Below are 19,340 nucleotides of genomic sequence, written 5' to 3' on the forward strand. Positions count from 1 at the left end.
AAAAAATAGCTTCTTATGCCAATTTACCTATACTTTGGCGAGGATGAATATTCAATGATGCTAGCAGCTAATGCTTTGCGTGAATCTGTCCTCGATCCTAACTGGGCTAGCTTTAACTATGACAAAATTTTACCAGCAATAGATGCTGTTCAAACTGGATTGAATCAGGCCATGACTCCTCCTTTTGGTTCTGGTAGTCGTTTTATCTGGCTAGTCGATACTAATATAACTCAGCATTGTTCACAAAATCTATTGGAAAATTTGGAAAGTACTCTACCTCAGATTCCTGAAACTACTGTGCTATTGTTGACTACGCCCAATAAACCTGATAAAAGACTTAAGTCCACAAAATTGATCCAAAAATGGGCTGAGGTTAGAGATTTCTCTCCTATTCCTCCTTGGAAAACAGAGTTATTGGAGCAGCAAGTCAAAGAAATGGCTCAGGAGGTAGGAGTCAAACTTAATTCTAGTGGGGTTACTTTTTTAGCAGAAGCTTTAGGTAACGATCGCCGACAACTTCATAGTGAGTTGACTAAATTACAGTTATATGTATCTGGAGATTCTGTAGTGGACTTAGAAGTAATTACTACTCTAGTCGGTTCTCAGACTCAAAGTAGTTTAAAGTTAGCTACAGCAATTCGTTTAGGTGATACGGTTAAAGCTTTGGAGTTAGTGGCAGATTTAATTGCCCACAATGAACATCCATTACGAATAGTGGCTACTCTGGTAGGCCAATTTAGAATATGGTTTTGGGTAAAATTAATGATAGAGACAGGGGAGCGAGATGAAAAAGCGATCGCTCAAGCTGCGGAAATAGGCAACCCTAAAAGGATATATTTTTTACGACAAGAGGTTAATTCTTTGTCCTTAAATCAATTACAGAAAACCTTACCTTTATTACTAGAGTTAGAAGTAAGTCTCAAGCAAGGAAAAGAGCAAATATCTACACTACAAACTAAAGTAATAGAACTTTGTCAGTTGCTTTCTCAGAAAAATATCTTCAGTAAAAAATCGTAGAACTATTATCGGCTGGGAGTCAAAATTTAGGACATCGGAATTATTATGGCCTTGAAGAAGGAAGAGGTGGATGGGGACTCAAATCCCAACCAATTGTAAACACCGCTCATGAGGTGCGGGGTATTAAACCCAAAAGAAAAAGATAATTCAAACACCCCCATTGGTCTGAGTAAATTCATATAGTTTATTTTCAGGTTTTCCCTCGCCATCATCATTGTTGGAGATATTTATTCAGGACATATTAAAGCTATTAAATTACCAACAGGAAAAAACCTAGAAAATATTTAACCATTAACGCTAGCATAATTTTTAATCTTTAATGCCCCCTCAAATCACTATTCTTAAAAATTTATAAAATTAATAGGATTCGCATCCCATAATCAGCTAAACTATTCATAAGTTTACTAATTTATTGACACTAAGTAAAAAAATTAGAGCTTTTATTAAGCATCATAATATGATTTAGACAAATATAACTACAGGTATAGACAGATAAGAAGCAATTTTTAATTATTAGATATTGTTAACAATTGATAATTTCTGCTAATATACAATCCAAGTAGTAGGTTTTCTGATTCTGAAATCATCGGCGATTGGTCAGCCTATAGAAATTAATTTAATTTGTTGTGGAGGAAAATCTGGACGAGCTAAAAATTAGTGGTAATAAGATTGCAGTTAATAGAGTAAAGTCGATGAATTTATAAACTAAGGTATAAATCTTTAGAGAGAACGTCAGACCCAAAATTAAGTTAACTTAGTGGAGGCAGTACTCTTTGATATACTCTCCGATCTAAGAGACTGTTTGTAAAGTTTTGTAATATACAATGATTGACCTTTAAACTTTAACAACTCGGTTATTTATCCCAGATTTATAGGCTGAAATACCCAATTTGCCAGGGGTAAAAACACTTCATAATTCTTTACAAACAACCTCTAAAGGTGCGGAGATTCTCCTGAAACCAGAATTCTTGGTTTGCGTTCCGCAAGGCTACGCCAACAACGAGTCTACTTAAATCAAATACCTTGGGGAATCTAATCCAGAGATGGTTCTCTTCCCAAGCGCTTACTCTATTCCAAGAGTCTGTTCCCGTATGCCCTACGGTACAGTTCAAACCTCAAAAAAAACTTTGGCTCTCTTGTACTTGTTGCTTAGAGCTTTTCCATGCATAAGCGTTCCTATGGAAAACCCCATAACTCTTCTCTTGGTCAGCATTCCCTTGCACCTGAGGGCGACGCGGGGTCTGACAGCAATTTTCAAGGTGCTAGTGCGCTACAATTAGTAGTTAAGTTTTTAGAGCGGTTGAATACCTTCCGCTTTCTTAAGCATAGCACAAAGTCCCCCTTTTAGGGGGAGGCTTTATACCCAGGTTTTCGGTAAATCAAGAAGTTCAGAGCCAAAAAGTTTTGGTTTTAGTAATTCACTATAATAATTAAATAATTTTAAGTAAATCAACTATTCGCCCTCCAGCCCAAAGGAGCGCTATTTATGGCATCAAATAATCTGCGGGAACTTGCTAAACAAGGAGATCCAAAAATTATCTCCTCAATTATTAACCACTCACTACAAAAAAAAGGTATTAACGTCCAAGTAACTAGGGACAATGATTGTCTTGAAGTTACACTCGAGTCCGATCAAGTTGCTAATCAACAAGCTCCTCTTGTTGAATTTATTAGAACTGGAATCGTTAAATTGGGAGTTGAATCAATCCACACAGTCAAAGTGTATGGTATTCAGACTGGCGATCAACAACCAGTCTGGGAAGATAAAATTATTTTAGGTACCCCACCAACATCGGATCTACCTGACCTTGAAGAAGAAAGATCGGACTTAGAAGATATTCAGCAACCTATAGATCACTTAGAACCAAAAGAAGTTGAAGCTGACTACGAAACTGAAACAGACGAAGATTATTACCAGGAGGGAGAATACGACGAAGAAACTGAGTATGAAGAAACTGAGTATGAAGAAAATCAAGAGGAAATATCACAGCAACCTCAAGCTCAAAAAAAGAAAACTCCTCTCATTCTGAGAATATTGCTACTATTTTTGTTAGTCTCACTAGCTACTCTTGCTGCATTGCACTTTGGTGGAATATTTCCCTTACCCTTCCTAAGTGAGTCAAAATCAGAAAACACTGAAACTAATGACCCTGACTCATCTCAACCACAAACATCTTCTGAAGATACTGAAACTTCACCATCTCCAAAAACAAATGATTCCGGAACCACTGTTTCAGACCCTTGGTATTTTGCTGTCACAAGTGCCCAAAGTGCTGCTCAAAAATCTCAGACTGCTAAAACAAAATCTGAATGGAATGCAGTAGCTAATGACTGGCAAAAAGCTGTCGATCTGATGAAAGAAGTGCCAGAGTCTAATCCAAACTACGAAACAGCACAAACAAAAGTTCTCGAGTATCAAAATAATCTAGATGTAGCAAAGCAGAGAGCAGCTCGAGCTGCTAATTAGACCTTTTTCATAGAATAGCTAGTGCCGCTACGCGGAAGTCATGCATTCAAAAGTCAAAAGTCAAAAATATTGATTGATAAGGCTTTTAGGATTTTGTAACTGGTTAGTTATTTCTGCCATCCTGCACTAGAGATTAGGGAAAGAATGCGATCGCATTCTTTTTGTTATGTCTGATGATTTTTATCATGTCAGAAACTGCTTCATAAAACTGATACAAAGCGTCACATAACGTAACAAATTGATGTTTACTTCCTGCTTCTACTGAGGCCGTCGGCGGTTACTCATCCACAGGCATTAACGGTCAAGCCAACCCCATCTCTACACTCTATACTTACATTTAAGTCTTTGTCAATTAACATAACTAAAAAAGTCCTCAAACCCTTACTACGCCTTTCCTAGTAGGGAGCGGGATTTCAGGATAGGTCTACGTCTATATAGATAGACTGCCAGAAATGCGAATAGCAGGGATTAGTGCAGAAGATACAAAGCGTCACCCTCGTTACTACTTGCCTGTGAGAACTAGCGTATTATGTCAATAAATTGCGCAAATTGTTAACTAAGTCGAAACTCTCCTACTGTTCCCTATTTATTTTCATTTGTTTACTTAAAAATTTAATTTTTTGCCATTTTCTGAAATGTTAATGCTAAAACCACTGTCTGATTTGCTCTTGTGAGCTATCTATAGCAGGCCAAAGAGTTAGTTAGGATATAGACCGATCATGAACCTTAGACAGAGAAATGTTTTTCCCACTGTTGCCTTTTCCTTACTATAACACCTATTTTAGTGATTATATTAGCCATTGGAATTTTCTTGTTCCGGCTTAATATCAATTGTGATCTATATCATTAGTTAGTCAACAGAAGTATCACTAACTAAGCTTCATGTTATCACTAAGTTATACTTATGGGAATCACTTACTACCTACATCACAATATTAGATAATTACCTTGTATTTAAAATTAGCAAGGTAGGAAAAGTCATGGCACTCTTAATTCGTCTTTTAGGTGACTTTAATAAAAAAAAGAGTTCTCTGCTACAACAGAAGTTGAAACAAATTCTATCTAATAGCCCAGAACATTGCTGTTTAGTAGACCTTGCCACTATCCATTCCATTAATAATTATGGATTAGTGACTTTGGTCACATTACATCGTATTGCTAAGAAAAATAATTGTAACTTATATCTAATAAATTTGAACGATACAGTTAAATATTATCTAGAACTTACTGGACTAGACAGAAAATTTAATATTAAGCAGAATGTGAAAAATGTTAACTATACTCAGTTAGTAAACTAACTTTTTGTTCTCATATTATCAATCTGGACAAGTACGTTATTTGATGATTTAGAACTCACAACTCAAAAGAAAGGAAGGATCATATACTGTTATGTTGTCACTGTGGACATTAGCAAAAAATGGTGAGTCTCCTCTCAACAAGGTTTCACTCAATTCCAACAACAGTTTACCTGTATCCGGTTGATATTTCATTAAACCCGCAATGCCGGGAAAGCCTGATGGTATATCTATATGTGCCATCTGTCGCTCCTCTTCTTGTTTTTACTAACTAAATATTTAGTTAGTAAAACGAAAGCTTTTAAATGTTGTTTGTCAAGAGTTAACGAAGCAAATGCTAATATTAATTAGCTAAGGATTAAGGCCAAAATATGGCCATAGTAATTAGTGTAAAGCTTGGCCTTTTCATATCAAGGCAGTAAATTTTTTGGGAGTCTATTTATAACAGTTGTGAACCATCAAGGCAAAAAAAAACCATCGCCTCAGAAGAAAGAAAGGTTGCGCGATCGAGAAGCAACAAAAGCAGAAATTTTAGATGCAGCAGAGGAGGAATTTGCGAAATATGGTTTAGCTGGGGCAAAGATAGATGCGATCGCAGCTCGTACAGGAGTAACAAAAGCCATGATTTACTATTATTTCAAAAGTAAGGATGCTTTGTATCAGGAGGTTTTTCAACGCTTGGTCAGAGAACTTAATCAAATGATTCAGCAGTCGCACCTGGAGCAGTTGCCAGCAGAAGTAGCTTTGAAAATGGTAATACATTCAGCGATCGCCTACGAAGCATCTCATCCCTATAGAGGGAGACTGTGGTTCCATGAAGCAATTCAAAATCAGGGTAAATACGGAAAATTAACTGGTTGGCAAGATAGCTTTGTATTTTTAATGGATATTTTGGAGCGGGGAATAGGAGAAGGAAGTTTCCGGCAGGTCGATCCATTTTTGACAACTATTAATATTCTAGGGATTTGTGTTTTTTATTTTGATGCTCAGGAAAATCTCAGTTATCTCAAGCCAGATCGACAACTTTTGAGTCAGGAAATGATTGAAAAACAAACTCAAGAAGCCATCAATTTAGTTCTAGGTGGCGTGCTTTTATATTCAGAAAACTCTGGTAAAGTTTAAAATACAAAAAAAGTTAAATTTTTCTATAGTAATTTAATTGGTTTATTTTTACGTCTAGAATTTATTTTTAAGAATTTGGAATCTATTATGAATAGAATATCGTCAATATAGACATATATATTGACGATACTCAATGAATAAATCACCAGTTTTTATGTTAAAAAATAGAATTGTTAGATTGGTATTAAGTACTATTTTATCTATAAAAATTTGCTTAATTATTGGTTATTTTACTCCGAGAAATTGGTATGATAATTCTTGCGATATGACTTTATTAAACAAAGGCATATCTATCTATATTTATAATAGTGGTATCCATACAGATATTCTAGTTCCAGTCAGAACTAAAAATTGGAATTTGCAGCAACATTTCAACTTAAAATTAATAGCTAATCCATCAATTCCCATAAATTATCTAGCTTTTGGCCTTGGCGATCAAGCTTATTTTCTCGAAACTTATACTGGGACATCATTGCCAATTGTAACAATTTTTAAGGCCATGTTCCTACCAACACCCTCTGCTATAAGGGTATTAGCATATAGAAATATTCCTCAACAATACGAAATTAAGTGTGTTATAATTACCAAATCTAATTACCGTAGGCTGATAAAATTTATCAATAATTCCTTCAAGTTAGATGCCCAAGGTAATAAAATCAACCTGCTCGTAGATAGTAGTTATGGAGGCGGTTTTTATGCAGCAAAAGGTAGTTATTCAATTTTAAGAGCTTGTAATGATTGGACTGCAGAAGGTATGAAATTAGCAGGAGTCAAAACTCCTCTATGGTCAGGATTGTCTAGTTCAATTATGTATCATATTAACAGTGGGTGCAACTGTTGAAAAAATAGTAGTTTTGAATACAAAAAATATTGTCTATGAATATTATACCCGCAATCGATATATTAGATGGACGTTGTGTACGATTATATCAAGGAGATTATCAGCGAACGCAAATTTTTAATGATAACCCAGTTTATGTAGCAAAAAGGTGGGTAGATGAAGGAGCAACAAAGCTACATTTGGTAGATTTAGACGGTGCAAAAGTAGGTCAACCCGTAAATCAAAAGACAATAGAAGCGATTATCAAAGCAGTAGATGTACCAATACAATTAGGGGGAGGTTTACGTAACTATTCTGCAGTTGCAAGTGTGCTTGCTCTTGGTGTAAAACAAGCTATTGTCGGTACTGTAGCGGTCGAACGACCTCAGTTAATATCTAACCTCTGTCAAGAATTTCCTGGTCAAATTATTGTAGGTATTGATGCCAGAGATGGTAAAGTCGCTACTAAAGGATGGTTAGAAACATCTGAGGTATTAGCAACTGACCTCGCTCGGCAAATGGCTAAACTAAAAGTTGCAGCGATCGTCTACACTGATATTCACCGAGATGGCACTCTCAAAGGGCCTAACATAGAGTCCTTAAGGGAATTAGCTACTGCAATCGATATTCCTACCATCGCTTCTGGCGGTATTAGTTCAATTACTGATTTGTTAAGTCTGTTAGCATTAGAACCCATGGGGGTAGAAGGTGCAATTGTTGGTCGTGCTTTGTACACTGGTGATATTAGTCTTACGGAAGCAAATCAAGCCGTAGGTCAAGGACGTTGGCAAGATATTCCTCCAAATTTAGGATATTCTGCTTTTGCTTAATATCAAATCTGTTTAATTACATATAGATCCAATTTAGACCGATATAGAATAGGGAATATAGCAGGGAACAGCTCATCTTTGGGAAAAATATTTCCCCTGATTAGGTTCATCATCAGCATAAGTCAAACACCAACTTGTTCCTTGCTATAGAACCCATTTGACATCTAAGAAAAGGCTGCAAGGCTCTTAAATCATCAACCTAATAAAGCAAAGATTAATCTTGGCAGTCGCATTAGTTAGATTTCTCTCAAAGTTTTTGACGAGGATTTTACATCTTTTGACATACTCTTCAGCCTAAAGACACCGAGATTCTCCTGAAACCAGGATTATTGGTTTGCGTTCCGCAAGGCTAAACCAACACCGAGTCCAGTTAAATTAGATACCTTGCGATACCTAAGCCAGAGATGGTTTTCTCCCCAAGCGTTTGCTCTATTGCCTCTTTTCCTACGGAATGCTTCCCTACGGGATGCTACGCAAACGCAAACAGAGAAGCTTTCCTATCGGAATGCTGGCCAAACGCTATCAAGAGCCTGTGGACCTATGCCCTACGGTACAGTTAAAACCTTAAAAATTTTGGTTCTCTTGTACTTGGTGCTTAAAGCTTTTCCATGCACAAACATTCCTGTGCAAAACCCCATAAATCTTCTGTTGGTCAGCATTCCCTTGCGCCTAACGGCGACGCGGGGTTTGACCGCAGTTTTCAAGGTGAATCGTGTGCTACGATTAGTAACTAGGTTTTTAGAGCAGTTGAATACCTTTGCCAGTTATTACCAGTATAAGATAAAGTGGCCTTAAAAGGGCAAGGCTTTAAGACCAAATTTTTCGGTAATTCAAGAATTTGACCTTTCAATCACCCATGTTAGGCTGCCGGAGTACAGCATGATTCGTGGATCGAGCTTTGGTAGCAAATGTACTTCAAGACACTAAAAGATGTCAAATGGGTTCTATGGGTTCTCAAATGTAACGGCATTTTCTGTTGATGCCCACATTCAGAACATATTTAAGCACTTGGATAAAACCATGACTAATTCATTGTCCCTATAGATCATTAGTAGGATTTAGTGGCTTTGGTATATTTCCATGTCCTTCTCCTTCTAATTGTTGACGACCATTGCGAATGACCTTGAGCATATCAGTTAACTGCTGTTCAATACTATCCAGAACATGATCGGCATAGTCATCTGCACCATTTTGAATTTCATCACACTCTGCGATTGCTCTAGCTTTCATTTCCTCCAACTCTTGTTGAGCTTGATAGCGAATTTGTTCAATTTCAGCAATAGTAGCTTGTTGAATCGCTTCACAATCAACCTGAACCTGATTTCTGAGCTGATCTGCCTCTACCTTAGCCTGCTGCACAAGACCCATTTCATTTAAAATTTGGGAAGCTCGTTGTTCAGCATTTTCAATAATTTCTTCCGCATAAAGTTCAGCTTCTTGAAGAATGTCATCTTTATGGCGAACAATCATTTCTGCTTCCTGAAAAGCAACTGGTAAATTCAGACGTACTATATCTAACTGATCTAGTAACTGTTCTTCATCGATCAGAGTACGGCCTACAAAAGGAATTCTGGGACTATCGAGAATAATCTCCTCCAGCCGATTTAGCTCTCGCTGGATATCAACTCCAGGGGAGCTACTAGCGGGTTCACCCTCGATATTTTGTCCACTTACTTCTGGTTCAATATTGGCTTTAGCTGAGTTTTGTCCTAACATTATCAACTGTTCTTTATTTATTAAAGTTCGTCCCATAAAGGGAATTCTAGGACGATCAAGAATAATCTCTTCCAATAGATTTAGTTCCTGCTGGATATCGAATCCAAGGGAGGCAATGGTAGGTTTATTCTCGATATTTTGTTCATTTACTTTTAGTTCAATCAGGATTTAATCTTTATGGGAGACAATCCAGTGTCCTTCTAAATTCAGATGCACTATATTTAGCTGATCGAGTAGTTGTTCTTCATCCACCAGGGCAAACCCTACAAAGGAAATTCTAGGACTATGGAGAATAATTTCCTCCAGCCGATTTAATTCTTGCTGGATATAGGTTCCAGGGGAGTTACTGGTGAGTTGCCTCGATATTTTGTCCACTTACTGCTGATTTAATATTGGCTGAATTTTGTCGTAACATTTATAAATATCAATAGCAATGTGCTGAGGAACGAGGTGATCTACCGATCCACCAAAAATGGCAATTTCTTTAACTACACTACTACTTAAAAAGCTATATTCATTAGAGGTGGCCAAAAAAACTGTCTCTATTTCAGATAATAAGGTTTTATTTGTATGGGCCATTTGAAGTTCTTTTTCAAAATCAGAAAGAACTCGTAGACCTCGAATCAGGACTTTAGCCTGTCGTATTTTTGCATAGTTTACCGCTAAACCATCGAAACTGGCTACCTCCACATTAGATAGGTGTTGTGTGGAATAGTGAATTTGATTTAAACGTTTCTCAATGGCAAACAAAGGAGTCTTACTAGGATTTTGCAGTACGGCCACAATAACTTTTTCAAACAGCTTACACCCCCGCTCAATAATATCTATGTGACCTAGGGTAATAGGGTCAAAACTGCCTGGATAGATTGCAATCACAATATGGCTATATTAATAAGATGAAAATATTTTAGCAAGGTTTTTAATAGTTTGGTAAATCTGCTAAAAATTCAGGGGATTAAGATAGAAATTAATGGATATGAATCAACAAAGGGCACTATCATTACTACGAACAGCACTGAATAATTCCACTGCTGAATTTCGAGATGGTCAATGGGAAGCGATTAAAGCTATTACTGAAAATCAAAGTCGTCTTTTAGTTGTGCAACGTACTGGGTGGGGGAAAAGTTTTGTTTATTTTTTGGCTACTCGTTTACTTCGAGATGAAGGTAAGGGTATTACTTTGTTAATTTCTCCACTTTTAGCATTAATGAGAAATCAAATTTCTGCTGCGGAAATAATTGGAATTAGCGCTCAAACAATTAATTCTAGCAACTCTAAAGAATGGGCGGAAGTAGAGAATGATTTAATGTCAGGAAAAGTAGATATATTATTGATTTCTCCTGAAAGATTAGCTAATGAAGATTTTCTCGAAAATATCTTAATTCCTATTGCTAAAAATATTGGTTTATTTGTGGTTGATGAAGCTCACTGTATTTCTGGTTGGGGGCATGATTTTCGTCCTGATTATCGACGAATTGTTAGAATTTTACAAGCTTTACCAAAAAATATTCCAGTGCTTGCTACTACTGCTACTGCTAATAACCGAGTGGTGGATGATATTGTTGTTCAATTAGGTACAAATCTGGAAATATTTAGAGGTTCATTAACTAGAGATAGTCTCAGATTACAAAATATTTATTTACCCAGTTATCCTTCTCGTTTAGCATGGTTAGCAGAATACTTACCTAATATTCCTGGCAGTGGAATTATTTATACTTTAACTATTAGAGATGCTGAAAGAGTTACTAAGTGGTTAAAGTCTCAATAAATAAATGTAGCAGCTTATCATAGTAAGAAAGATACAGCAGAGCGAGAAGAATTAGAAGAGCAATTATTGAATAATAAAATTAAAGCATTAGTGGCAACTGTGGCACTTGGAATGGGTTTTGATAAACCAGATTTAGGCTTTGTAATTCATTATCAACGTCCTGGTTCAGTGGTACATTATTATCAACAAGTAGGCCGTGCAGGTAGAGCAGTAGAAAATGCCTATGGTATTCTTCTAAGTGGTGAAGAAGATGAAGAAATTACTGATTATTTTATTCAGACTGCCTTTCCTCCAGAAGCTGATAATCAAGCAGTTTTGGCTGCACTAAATCAAGCAGAAGACGGTCTTTCTGTTCCTATGTTAGAGGAATATTTGAATCTTACTAATGGGCAAATAAATAAAGTTTTGAAGTTATTATCTATCGAAACTCCATCCCCAGTAAAAAAAATAGGGTCAAAGTATTATGCTACTCCAATTAATTATCAATCAGACACAGAAAAAATAGAAAAATTGACTCAAATACGTTATCAAGAACAAGCTCGAATGCGGGATTATATGAAGAGTCAAGAATGCTTAATGCAGTTTCTTAGAAAAGAGTTAGACGATCCAAATCCAAATCCTTGTGGTAAATGTGCTATTTGCTTAGGAAAACCTATTTTTTCAGAGAATGTTTCCTCAAAATTTGTGACAGAAGCTGTACAATTTTTGCGAAGTAGTGAACAAATTATATAACCTCGGAAAAAATGGCCGAAAAATGCTTGATCAATTTATAATTTCAACGGCAATATCTCTCAAGACTTAAAAGCAGAAATTGGGCGATCGCTCTCTCTTTGGAATGATGCTGGTTGGGGCGAACTTGTGAAAAAAGGAAAGTATCAAGATAATAATTTTAATGATAGATTAGTTGGAGCTACATACAATATGATTCAACGTTGGCAACCTCAACCTTTCCCCACTTGGGTGACTTGTATTCCCTCTTTAAATCGTCCGGAACTTGTTCCTAACTTTGCTCAAAGTCTCGCTGAAAAACTAGGTTTACCCTTTGTTCCATGTATTATAAAAAATCGTCAGACTTCTCTACAAAAAGATATGAGTAATAGTTACAAACAAGCTCATAATTTAGACGGTGCTTTTAAAATTAATAATTGGGAAGGAATTAGTGGCAATGTGTTTTTAGTAGATGATGTTGTAGACTCACGATGGACCTTTACTGTTGTTACAGCACTGTTACGAAATGCTGGTAGTGGTCAGGTTTTTCCTTTAGCTTTAGCCATGAATCAATTGTAGATATATAAATAGGGTTTGCTGAAAAAGTCTTATGGGTGAGGGTAGGAGACAGGAGACAGGAGACAGGAGACAGGAGACAGGAGAAAAGGGAATGAGCGAGGAGGTAGGAATAAGAATTGTAAGAGTGATTTTTCTGCCCAACTATGCACCTAAAATACTAACTTTTTGAGCGTGAAGAGCTGAAAACCAGGCACTTTTTAAAGGCCCCAAAAAGGCTAAAACCTTTATCTGTAAATACTTTTAGATTTAATCAGCAAGCCCTAAATAGAATTGGAATGAAAACTACGATATTTTTTAAATTATTTTGGTGATTATTTTTGAACTTTGATTATCACTGTTTTGAGAACTATTTTTACTTATGAGTATCAAGTTATCTTATAGATCGTTAAAGTAAAATTATCTTTTTCCTTTGGGTTTAATCAGGGCTATTTCATTCTAAACTACGCCATTTTATGTATTGACGAAATTACCTAATAATTAATAATTAATAATTAAACAATTCTGGTTTAAAGCCTCCCCTTTTAAGGGGAAAAAAAGAAATAATATCTCCTTGTATTCAATCCTCTCGGTTTTAACCAGAGGTAATTATCAATTATCAATTATCCATTATCCATTAATGAAGTTATTTTAAGCTTGAGGAAGTTTATCTTTCGCTGCCTGAAAATCAATAAATTCATTGCTAAAATCTAGAATGAAATGACCCTGGGGTTTAATACCCCGCCACCTACACGGTGTCTACAATTGTTTAGAGTTTGAGTTCCCATTCATTTTTTCTTCCTTGTTTAATGCTAATAAAGTAGACATGATATTACTACCTAATACCGTTTCACGGAATTCAAAAGTTAAAAGTCAAAAGTCATGCATTATGATTTTATAGCTCAAAACTTTGATGCTTCAGTAATTTAAGCAAATTATTCGACATCTAAAGTTTGGAACTATTTGTAACATTCTTTTTTCAAATTGGTATAAAACCTAAAAGTCTAAATATAAAAATGCTTAATCATGTTTTATCTCCAGATGCACAAGTGATTTTATTACTATGTGCTAGTTTTGGTCAAAAGAGAAATATCCATCTACAACCTTTAACTCTGAGTGAGTATAATCGACTTGCCGAATTTTTAATCGAAAATAAACTTCGTCCAGAAGATTTGTTGACTGAACAGGGATTAGAGATACTGCCAAAAATTAACGATAAAAAATTAAATTATGAGCGGTTAATTGCTTTGTTAGAAAGAGGTGGAATGTTAGCTATTACTGTAGAAAAATGGGTAAATCAAGGTTTATGGATTATCACAAGGAGCGACCAAAATTATCCTAAAAAATTGAAACAAAATCTCCAACATTTAGCACCAGCAATTATTTATGGCGTAGGAAATATAGAATTATTAGAAAAAGGTGGATTAGCGATTATTGGTTCTCGTGATATTAATGAAGAAGAAGTTGAATATACAAATAAAATGGGAAAACTTTGCGCATCTCAAGCAATTAATGTAATTTCTGGGGGTGCAAAAGGGATAGACCAAGAAGCAATTTTAGGAACTTTAGAAGTTGGTGGTACTGCGGTTGGAGTTTTGGCAGATAGTTTAAATAAAGCATCTGTTTCTAGAAAATATCGTGACAGTATTAGGGATGGTAAACTAACTTTAATTTCTACTTATGACCCTGATGCCAGATTTAATGTTGGTAATGCAATGGGTCGGAATAAATATATTTATGCTTTATCTGATTATGCTTTAGTTGTAAGTAGTAGTTTAGGTAAGGGTGGAACTTGGGCAGGTGCTACAGAAGTTTTGAATAAATATCAGCAAATACCTGTTTTTGTGAAAATGCAAGGAACAGTGAAAAAGGGAAATCAAGCACTTTTGGATAAAGGAGCAAAGTCTTTTCCTTTAGAGCCGTGGAATAATAATTTAAAGCAACTTTTATTATTTTCTAAATCCCCATTAAATCAACCAGAAAATAATTTATTGACCGACACAAAAAAACGAGAAAAATTAGAAAATGCCCGACAAATATCTACAACAGAGGCAAAACTAGAATCTGATTTAAATTCAGAATCTGCATCGGGGTTAAATAACTCAGAAAATGATTCATTGACCGACACAAAAAAACGAGAAAAATTAGAAAATGCCCGACAAATATCTACAACAAAATCAAAGCCAGAATTTCATTTAACTTCAGAATCTGCATCTGTGTTAAATAACTCAGAAAATGATTCATTGACCAAAATAACTAATCAAAAGATTTATGAAAAAGTCCTGCCGATAATACTCGAAAAATTAATACAGCCACGGAATGAAAAATATTTAATAGAAATATTGAAAATACGAATTGGTCAATTACGTCATTGGTTAAATCAAGCTTGTGCTGAAGGAAAAATAATCAAAACCAAAAAACCAGTAAATTATAGAATTGCTGCCAAAACTCAACAAGCCCAAAAGCATCAAACTTCAACACAGCAATTAAGTATTTATGAAGCAGTGCTGCCCATCATAATTGATAACTTAGAAAAACCACAAACAGACAAAGATTTAGCCACAAAATTAAATGTAAATATTAGTCAATTACAAGACTGGTTAAAAATAGCTCAAACAGAAGGAAAAATAACATTAAAAAACCAATCTAATACTTATGTCATCAACCAAGATATTAAACAGCTATCTCTATTTGATACAGTGGAAAATAATGAAGAAGGATTTGATTGGTAACAAGGCAGAAGGTATCCCCCCTACCCCTCTTTGAAAGCTATCGCTTATAAGGAACTCCTGAAAACCTTGTGGGAAGTAGGGGAGCAGGGGAGCAGGGAGCAGGGGAGAAGAGAGGAAAGAATCATAGTAGATAGGAAAAACTACTTAAGTTATCAAAAAAAATGTACTTTTGAATACACTTTTTCTCTGACAAAAACCTTTTAAAGACTCGTACATAACTTGTCTATTTTGTCAAATTTTATGTTAAGAAAGATGTTTATAAAGCATAGCTTTGAAAGGGGGGAGGAAGGAGGAAAAATCTGGCGTTGTCTGAGTTTTAAGCTTTTGATATATCCTAACCTTTCCTTCGACTGCTACATACCCAAATAATTATCAAATAGTCAAACCGATAAAGATGAAAATTTACTACAAAATTTCCGACTGGTTAGAAGCTAACTGGGTAACACCAAGCTATGCAGGTGGGTTACTCGGAATGTTATCAATATTCTTCTTTGGTGCCGCCACTAATACAATGGCAGGATGGCTATATGTAATTAGTGGGATGAGTTTTGCATTATTAGGAATGGGTGCTGTTTTGCCAGGGCGATCGCTACGTCAAATACAAGTACGTCGCCATCTAATTCAACCTGTAACGGTGAACGACTATTTAACTATCGCCCTGACAATTGAAAATTCTACTAATCAACCAATAGCATTAGTACAACTCAAGGATGAAATTCCTTTGGTGCTAGGAAAATCACCTCAACAAGCAATAGAAGTCATTCCTGGCAAAGAAGTTTACCATTGGACTTACCATTTACCTACCAAAAGAAGAGGAATATATCGTTGGCATCATTTTCAACTGAGAAGTGCAGCACCTCTAGGTCTATTTTGGTGTCGCCGTAGTCGGAATGCTAAAGCTACTGCTATTGTGTATCCTACAGTTTTACCCCTGAGTAATTGTCCGATCATAGATGAACTTGGTCAAGAAAATAGCCGTCAACTCAACGAGGATAGTCGTTATCTGATGGCTTCGGAAGGCTTAACTCGGACATTACGACCATATCGGTTTGGCGACCCTAGTCGTTTGATCCATTGGCGGAGTAGCGCTCGTTATGGAGAGTTGCGGGTTCGAGAATTAGAGGTATCTAAGGGAGGAGAAGAAGTTATTATTTGTCTTGATAGTGCTGCTCATTGGCAAACGGATAATTTTGAAGCGGCGGTAATAGCAGCAGCTTCTTTGTATTTCTATGCTAACCGCTCTCTGAAAAATGTCCAGCTTTGGACTGCTGCTACTGGGTTGGTGCATGGAAATAGGGTGGTGTTGCAAACTTTGGCTGGAGTTAACTTCGGGGAAGAGGTTGTGTCAGGAAACCCATCAAAAAAGTCTTTGCTCTGGTTGACTCAAGACCCAGTGAGTTTATCTTCTCTACCTTCTGGAAGTAGGTGGTTGTTATGGTTAGATGAGTCTATTTCTTCACGAACAGAAATACCAAAACTTCAGCATTCTTCTGGTTTAGAAATTAGTTCGACTCAACCTTTAGAGTTTCAACTTCAGTCTCAAGTTTGAAGGAAGAAGGAAGAAGGAAGAAGGGAAAATTGCATGAGGATGTCTTCTAGACGCCACTTCATGTCTTATAAACCCAAGCAATTTTAAGCACCCCCGTTGACGGTGGGGTATTAAACCCATGAGAGAAAAGATAAAATTGGTATAACACCCAATACCTAACACCTACCACCTAAAACCTAAGACCTAACACCTATGTTTGTATTGACAAATTTAACTTTTTATTATATGCGCAGATAAAAAAATTGAAAGATTTAGAATTTTTTACCATATTTTCTCCCTAAAATGGCTTTTTGCTGTAAAATTTAAAGAATTATCTAATATCAACAGCATAACAAACGTATATGATGAACTCAACTACAGAAAGCAAACTATCCACTGAAAAATCGTTGAAGGCGATGAAAAGTTTTTCTGAAAAGTATGCCAAGAATACAAATACTTATTTTTGTGTAGATCCTTCCGTTACGGCAGTAGTAATTGAAGGGTTGGCTAAACATAAGGATGAATTGGGTGCTCCTTTATGTCCATGTCGTCATTATGAAGATAAAGAAGCAGAAGTAAAAGCTACATATTGGAATTGTCCTTGTGTACCGATGCGAGAACGTAAAGAATGTCATTGTATGTTGTTTTTAACTCCGGATAATGATTTTGCTGGAGAAGAGCAAACAATTACTCAAGAAGTTTTAGAAGCTACTAGAGCAACTATGTAGGTTGAAAAGTAGAAGGATGAACGAAGTCAGAAGTTAGAAGTTAGAAGTAAAAGTTGATAGACTTAAAGTATTGACCCTTACAATAATTTCAGCCTATTATTCCATATTATAAGTTGCTGACTATTTGTGACATCATTAGAGACTAGGCACGGGAGCAAGATGCTCCCACTGTTCTCGTAACAAACATTGCCAGACAATTTTTTCCACTTCAGTCCTTCTGCCTTCCTTCTCCTTTAGAACCTTTCTTCCCTTCTGCCTTCTGCCCTCTGCCTTCTGCCCTCTGCCTTCTGCCTTCCTAAAAGTATTCAAACGGACATGATATGACTTCTGAACAAGAACAAATTCCCCAAGAGTTTTGGCAGGGAATAGCTGAGTTTAATCAACAAGAGTTCTATAAATGCCATGATACTCTGGAGGCTTTATGGATGGAAGCTGGAGAACCAGAACGTACTTTTTATCAAGGGGTTTTGCAAATAGCAGTTGGACTTTATCACGCGGGTAATGAAAATTGGCGTGGTGCTGTTATGTTGTTGGGGGAAGGTATTAGGAAATTGAATTATTATTTACCTAGTTATTTTGAGATTGATGTCGATAAGTTACTGACAGAAAGTACGGAATTATTGAAAAATTTACAAGAGTCTGGTCCAGAAAATATTACTGATTTTGTGCGCTCTTGTGATCATACAAAATACCCGAAAATTGTCAAATTATAGCAGGCAACAGGGAAAAAAGAAAAGTTCAGTCCAGTAGGGTGTGTTTCGGCTGTCGCCGACATGAAAAGCGGTAGCATAACGCACCCTAACAATAGCGTTTATGGGTAAGTCCTATTTAACTGAAGTACGCGATCGCTCTTATTTATTACTGAATAATTTTTGTCAATTTTATCAAGAATTCCTCCTACTTTATTTCTATGAATACTATTATTGTCAGAATCTAAGGTACAACGCCAACAAATATTAATAGTAATTGTGGGTTTACAAATAGTTAAAGCAAAAGTAGTGGTTAAACCAAGAATGATTGTTCGAGTTGTCGTTAATGCTCTTTCTACTCCTTTTTTTGGGTTTATTGACATAGTGATTTTGGTGCGATAGTTATTAGAATTTGTCATTTTTTTTGATTTACTAGGATATTTTAATTAAAATTTAGTTGTGCTGAAGCCGATATTTTTACCTAATAAACTGTGATATTTGACTAAAAAATAATAGAAAAATTTATTTGTTTTCATAAATAAAAATTGCTTTGCTTGATATTCATAATGTAGCTTTTTCCTATTCTTCAATGGTTAGAAAATGTTATGATATAAAGTAATTTTAATAGTTTTGTGTTTTGTGGAATGGGCATCTTGCCCGTTCCCGTTCCCCCGTTCCCTACACTTCTTCAGAGGTTGGTTATGTTGGGGGGAATGCGGCGACTTTGTTGGTGAGGACTGATAAGTTTGGTTTGGAGGGTTGTAACCTCAGTCGGTCTATTATTTTGGGTGCTGACTTTACTGGTGCTAGTTTCCAAGATGTTAATTTTGCTGAGGCAAATTTGGCTGATTGTGTTTTTATGGAATCTATGAATATAGTCAGGTCTTTTGCTTTTAGTCCTGATGGCAAGATTTTAGCTAGTAGTGCTGGTGATAAAAAAGTAAATTTCTGGAATATTCAGAATATTGATAATGTAAAACTCCAAAATACTTTAGGAGGTTGGGGAAATTGGAACTGAATCATAATAACTTGAATACTCAACGGCATCCTTAATTATAAAGTTGCCACTCAAAAATACTCTGCGGGACTCTATCTATACTATGTCTTGTCAGAGTTTTTTTAGGGAATGGGGGTTCATTAATTGATAATTGATAATGGATAATTGATAATTAGACTTGTCGCTTAATAAGGTAAACTAGAGATTAGTGTTTTAAAGATCAGAAGAAAAAATGCTGGACATCAATCGAGTGCTAAAAGAAGACCGACTCTTAAGGGCATTAACGGGACTAAACCGTAAGGCATTTGATGAATTGTTGCAAGCTTTTTCTGTCCAGCTAAACTTGGAAGCGATCGCTAGCACCCAAA

Annotated in this window: 21 protein-coding genes; 15 read left to right on the forward strand and 6 right to left on the reverse strand. The window is 36.0% G+C overall.

Annotated features, from left to right (window positions below; all coding sequences use genetic code 11):
- Positions 1 to 15: 15 nt before the first annotated feature.
- The 3 genes from holA (at position 16) to F6K18_RS00840 (ending at position 4,782) form a co-directional block, all read left to right on the forward strand.
- Entirely contained in the window at positions 16 to 1,017 is a 1,002-nt protein-coding gene (gene holA, locus F6K18_RS00830; RefSeq protein ID WP_287517737.1) for a DNA polymerase III subunit delta, read from the forward strand.
- Positions 1,018 to 2,503: 1,486 nt separating this feature from the next.
- On the forward strand, positions 2,504 to 3,484 hold the full coding sequence (locus tag F6K18_RS00835) for a hypothetical protein (RefSeq protein ID WP_287517739.1): 981 nt from the start codon (positions 2,504 to 2,506) through the stop codon (positions 3,482 to 3,484).
- A gap of 980 nt (positions 3,485 to 4,464) precedes the next feature.
- Positions 4,465 to 4,782 (forward strand): STAS domain-containing protein, encoded by a 318-nt coding sequence (locus F6K18_RS00840; protein WP_287517741.1) that lies wholly within the window; start codon positions 4,465 to 4,467, stop codon positions 4,780 to 4,782.
- Between the two features lie 48 nt (positions 4,783 to 4,830).
- On the opposite strand, the gene F6K18_RS00845 is transcribed toward F6K18_RS00840, so the two are convergent.
- Positions 4,831 to 5,022 (reverse strand): hypothetical protein, encoded by a 192-nt coding sequence (locus tag F6K18_RS00845; RefSeq protein WP_287517743.1) that lies wholly within the window; start codon positions 5,020 to 5,022, stop codon positions 4,831 to 4,833.
- A gap of 207 nt (positions 5,023 to 5,229) precedes the next feature.
- On the opposite strand from F6K18_RS00845, the gene F6K18_RS00850 reads away from it, so the two are divergent.
- The 3 genes from F6K18_RS00850 (at position 5,230) to hisA (ending at position 7,551) form a co-directional block, all read left to right on the forward strand.
- Complete coding sequence (locus tag F6K18_RS00850) at positions 5,230 to 5,901, forward strand: TetR/AcrR family transcriptional regulator (protein WP_287517746.1); 672 nt, start codon at positions 5,230 to 5,232, stop codon at positions 5,899 to 5,901.
- Positions 5,902 to 6,055: 154 nt separating this feature from the next.
- Positions 6,056 to 6,742, forward strand: a complete 687-nt coding sequence (locus F6K18_RS00855) for a DUF2459 domain-containing protein (protein ID WP_287517748.1) — start codon at positions 6,056 to 6,058, stop codon at positions 6,740 to 6,742.
- A 35-nt stretch (positions 6,743 to 6,777) separates the two neighbouring features.
- Positions 6,778 to 7,551: a 1-(5-phosphoribosyl)-5-[(5-phosphoribosylamino)methylideneamino]imidazole-4-carboxamide isomerase gene (gene hisA, locus F6K18_RS00860; protein ID WP_287517751.1), complete on the forward strand. Its 774-nt coding sequence runs from the start codon at positions 6,778 to 6,780 to the stop codon at positions 7,549 to 7,551.
- 1,038 nt (positions 7,552 to 8,589) lie between these two features.
- Here hisA and F6K18_RS00865 read toward each other — a convergent pair.
- The 3 genes from F6K18_RS00865 to coaD form a co-directional block, all read right to left on the reverse strand.
- Positions 8,590 to 9,267 carry a DivIVA domain-containing protein gene (locus F6K18_RS00865; RefSeq protein WP_287517786.1) on the reverse strand — a complete coding sequence of 226 codons (678 nt, stop codon included), beginning with the start codon at positions 9,265 to 9,267 and terminating at the stop codon, positions 8,590 to 8,592.
- 168 nt (positions 9,268 to 9,435) lie between these two features.
- On the reverse strand, positions 9,436 to 9,642 hold the full coding sequence (locus F6K18_RS00870; RefSeq protein WP_287517754.1) for a hypothetical protein: 207 nt from the start codon (positions 9,640 to 9,642) through the stop codon (positions 9,436 to 9,438).
- Entirely contained in the window at positions 9,643 to 10,143 is a 501-nt protein-coding gene (coaD, locus tag F6K18_RS00875; RefSeq protein ID WP_287517756.1) for a pantetheine-phosphate adenylyltransferase, read from the reverse strand.
- Positions 10,144 to 10,243: 100 nt separating this feature from the next.
- Between coaD and F6K18_RS00880 the strand changes: the two genes are divergently transcribed.
- The 7 genes from F6K18_RS00880 to F6K18_RS00910 all read left to right on the forward strand — a co-directional run bounded on the left by F6K18_RS00880 (position 10,244) and on the right by F6K18_RS00910 (position 17,286).
- Positions 10,244 to 11,035, forward strand: a complete 792-nt coding sequence (locus F6K18_RS00880) for a DEAD/DEAH box helicase (protein ID WP_287517757.1) — start codon at positions 10,244 to 10,246, stop codon at positions 11,033 to 11,035.
- Positions 11,036 to 11,767, forward strand: a complete 732-nt coding sequence (locus tag F6K18_RS00885) for a helicase-related protein (RefSeq protein WP_287517788.1) — start codon at positions 11,036 to 11,038, stop codon at positions 11,765 to 11,767.
- A gap of 126 nt (positions 11,768 to 11,893) precedes the next feature.
- Positions 11,894 to 12,322: a hypothetical protein gene (locus tag F6K18_RS00890; RefSeq protein WP_287517758.1), complete on the forward strand. Its 429-nt coding sequence runs from the start codon at positions 11,894 to 11,896 to the stop codon at positions 12,320 to 12,322.
- Positions 12,323 to 12,353: 31 nt separating this feature from the next.
- Positions 12,354 to 12,491, forward strand: a complete 138-nt coding sequence (locus F6K18_RS00895) for a hypothetical protein (protein WP_287517760.1) — start codon at positions 12,354 to 12,356, stop codon at positions 12,489 to 12,491.
- Positions 12,492 to 13,314: 823 nt separating this feature from the next.
- Complete coding sequence (locus tag F6K18_RS00900; RefSeq protein ID WP_287517762.1) at positions 13,315 to 15,030, forward strand: DNA-processing protein DprA; 1,716 nt, start codon at positions 13,315 to 13,317, stop codon at positions 15,028 to 15,030.
- Between the two features lie 394 nt (positions 15,031 to 15,424).
- Entirely contained in the window at positions 15,425 to 16,579 is a 1,155-nt protein-coding gene (locus F6K18_RS00905) for a DUF58 domain-containing protein (protein WP_287517764.1), read from the forward strand.
- A gap of 344 nt (positions 16,580 to 16,923) precedes the next feature.
- Positions 16,924 to 17,286: a ferredoxin thioredoxin reductase catalytic beta subunit gene (locus F6K18_RS00910; protein ID WP_287517789.1), complete on the forward strand. Its 363-nt coding sequence runs from the start codon at positions 16,924 to 16,926 to the stop codon at positions 17,284 to 17,286.
- 135 nt (positions 17,287 to 17,421) lie between these two features.
- Here the strand turns inward: F6K18_RS00910 and F6K18_RS00915 are convergent, their stop codons facing one another.
- Positions 17,422 to 17,595: a hypothetical protein gene (locus tag F6K18_RS00915; RefSeq protein ID WP_287517766.1), complete on the reverse strand. Its 174-nt coding sequence runs from the start codon at positions 17,593 to 17,595 to the stop codon at positions 17,422 to 17,424.
- A gap of 11 nt (positions 17,596 to 17,606) precedes the next feature.
- On the opposite strand from F6K18_RS00915, the gene F6K18_RS00920 reads away from it, so the two are divergent.
- The gene (locus F6K18_RS00920; RefSeq protein WP_287517768.1) at positions 17,607 to 17,999 is read left to right on the forward strand and encodes a DUF309 domain-containing protein; all 393 of its coding nucleotides are present in this window, start codon (positions 17,607 to 17,609) and stop codon (positions 17,997 to 17,999) included.
- A 98-nt stretch (positions 18,000 to 18,097) separates the two neighbouring features.
- On the opposite strand, the gene F6K18_RS00925 is transcribed toward F6K18_RS00920, so the two are convergent.
- The gene (locus tag F6K18_RS00925) at positions 18,098 to 18,394 is read right to left on the reverse strand and encodes a hypothetical protein (protein ID WP_287517770.1); all 297 of its coding nucleotides are present in this window, start codon (positions 18,392 to 18,394) and stop codon (positions 18,098 to 18,100) included.
- 218 nt (positions 18,395 to 18,612) lie between these two features.
- On the opposite strand from F6K18_RS00925, the gene F6K18_RS00930 reads away from it, so the two are divergent.
- Complete coding sequence (locus tag F6K18_RS00930; RefSeq protein WP_287517772.1) at positions 18,613 to 18,993, forward strand: pentapeptide repeat-containing protein; 381 nt, start codon at positions 18,613 to 18,615, stop codon at positions 18,991 to 18,993.
- The last annotated feature ends 347 nt before the right edge of the window (positions 18,994 to 19,340 follow it).

The sequence above is a fragment of the Okeania sp. SIO2C2 genome, assembly GCF_010692625.1.
Classification (GTDB): domain Bacteria; phylum Cyanobacteriota; class Cyanobacteriia; order Cyanobacteriales; family Microcoleaceae; genus Okeania; species Okeania hirsuta.

Coding starts and splice junctions, on each gene's coding strand:
- F6K18_RS00855 (WP_287517748.1), top strand. CDS start 6,056: ATGTTAAAAAATAGAATTGTTAGATTGGTATTAAGTACTATTTTATCT.
- F6K18_RS00840 (WP_287517741.1), top strand. CDS start 4,465: ATGGCACTCTTAATTCGTCTTTTAGGTGACTTTAATAAAAAAAAGAGT.
- holA (WP_287517737.1), top strand. CDS start 16: ATGCCAATTTACCTATACTTTGGCGAGGATGAATATTCAATGATGCTA.
- F6K18_RS00835 (WP_287517739.1), top strand. CDS start 2,504: ATGGCATCAAATAATCTGCGGGAACTTGCTAAACAAGGAGATCCAAAA.
- F6K18_RS00925 (WP_287517770.1), bottom strand. CDS start 18,394: ATGACAAATTCTAATAACTATCGCACCAAAATCACTATGTCAATAAAC.
- F6K18_RS00920 (WP_287517768.1), top strand. CDS start 17,607: ATGACTTCTGAACAAGAACAAATTCCCCAAGAGTTTTGGCAGGGAATA.
- F6K18_RS00905 (WP_287517764.1), top strand. CDS start 15,425: ATGAAAATTTACTACAAAATTTCCGACTGGTTAGAAGCTAACTGGGTA.
- F6K18_RS00865 (WP_287517786.1), bottom strand. CDS start 9,267: ATGTTAGGACAAAACTCAGCTAAAGCCAATATTGAACCAGAAGTAAGT.
- F6K18_RS00900 (WP_287517762.1), top strand. CDS start 13,315: ATGCTTAATCATGTTTTATCTCCAGATGCACAAGTGATTTTATTACTA.
- F6K18_RS00880 (WP_287517757.1), top strand. CDS start 10,244: ATGAATCAACAAAGGGCACTATCATTACTACGAACAGCACTGAATAAT.
- hisA (WP_287517751.1), top strand. CDS start 6,778: ATGAATATTATACCCGCAATCGATATATTAGATGGACGTTGTGTACGA.
- F6K18_RS00910 (WP_287517789.1), top strand. CDS start 16,924: ATGAACTCAACTACAGAAAGCAAACTATCCACTGAAAAATCGTTGAAG.
- F6K18_RS00845 (WP_287517743.1), bottom strand. CDS start 5,022: ATGGCACATATAGATATACCATCAGGCTTTCCCGGCATTGCGGGTTTA.
- F6K18_RS00895 (WP_287517760.1), top strand. CDS start 12,354: ATGGGTGAGGGTAGGAGACAGGAGACAGGAGACAGGAGACAGGAGACA.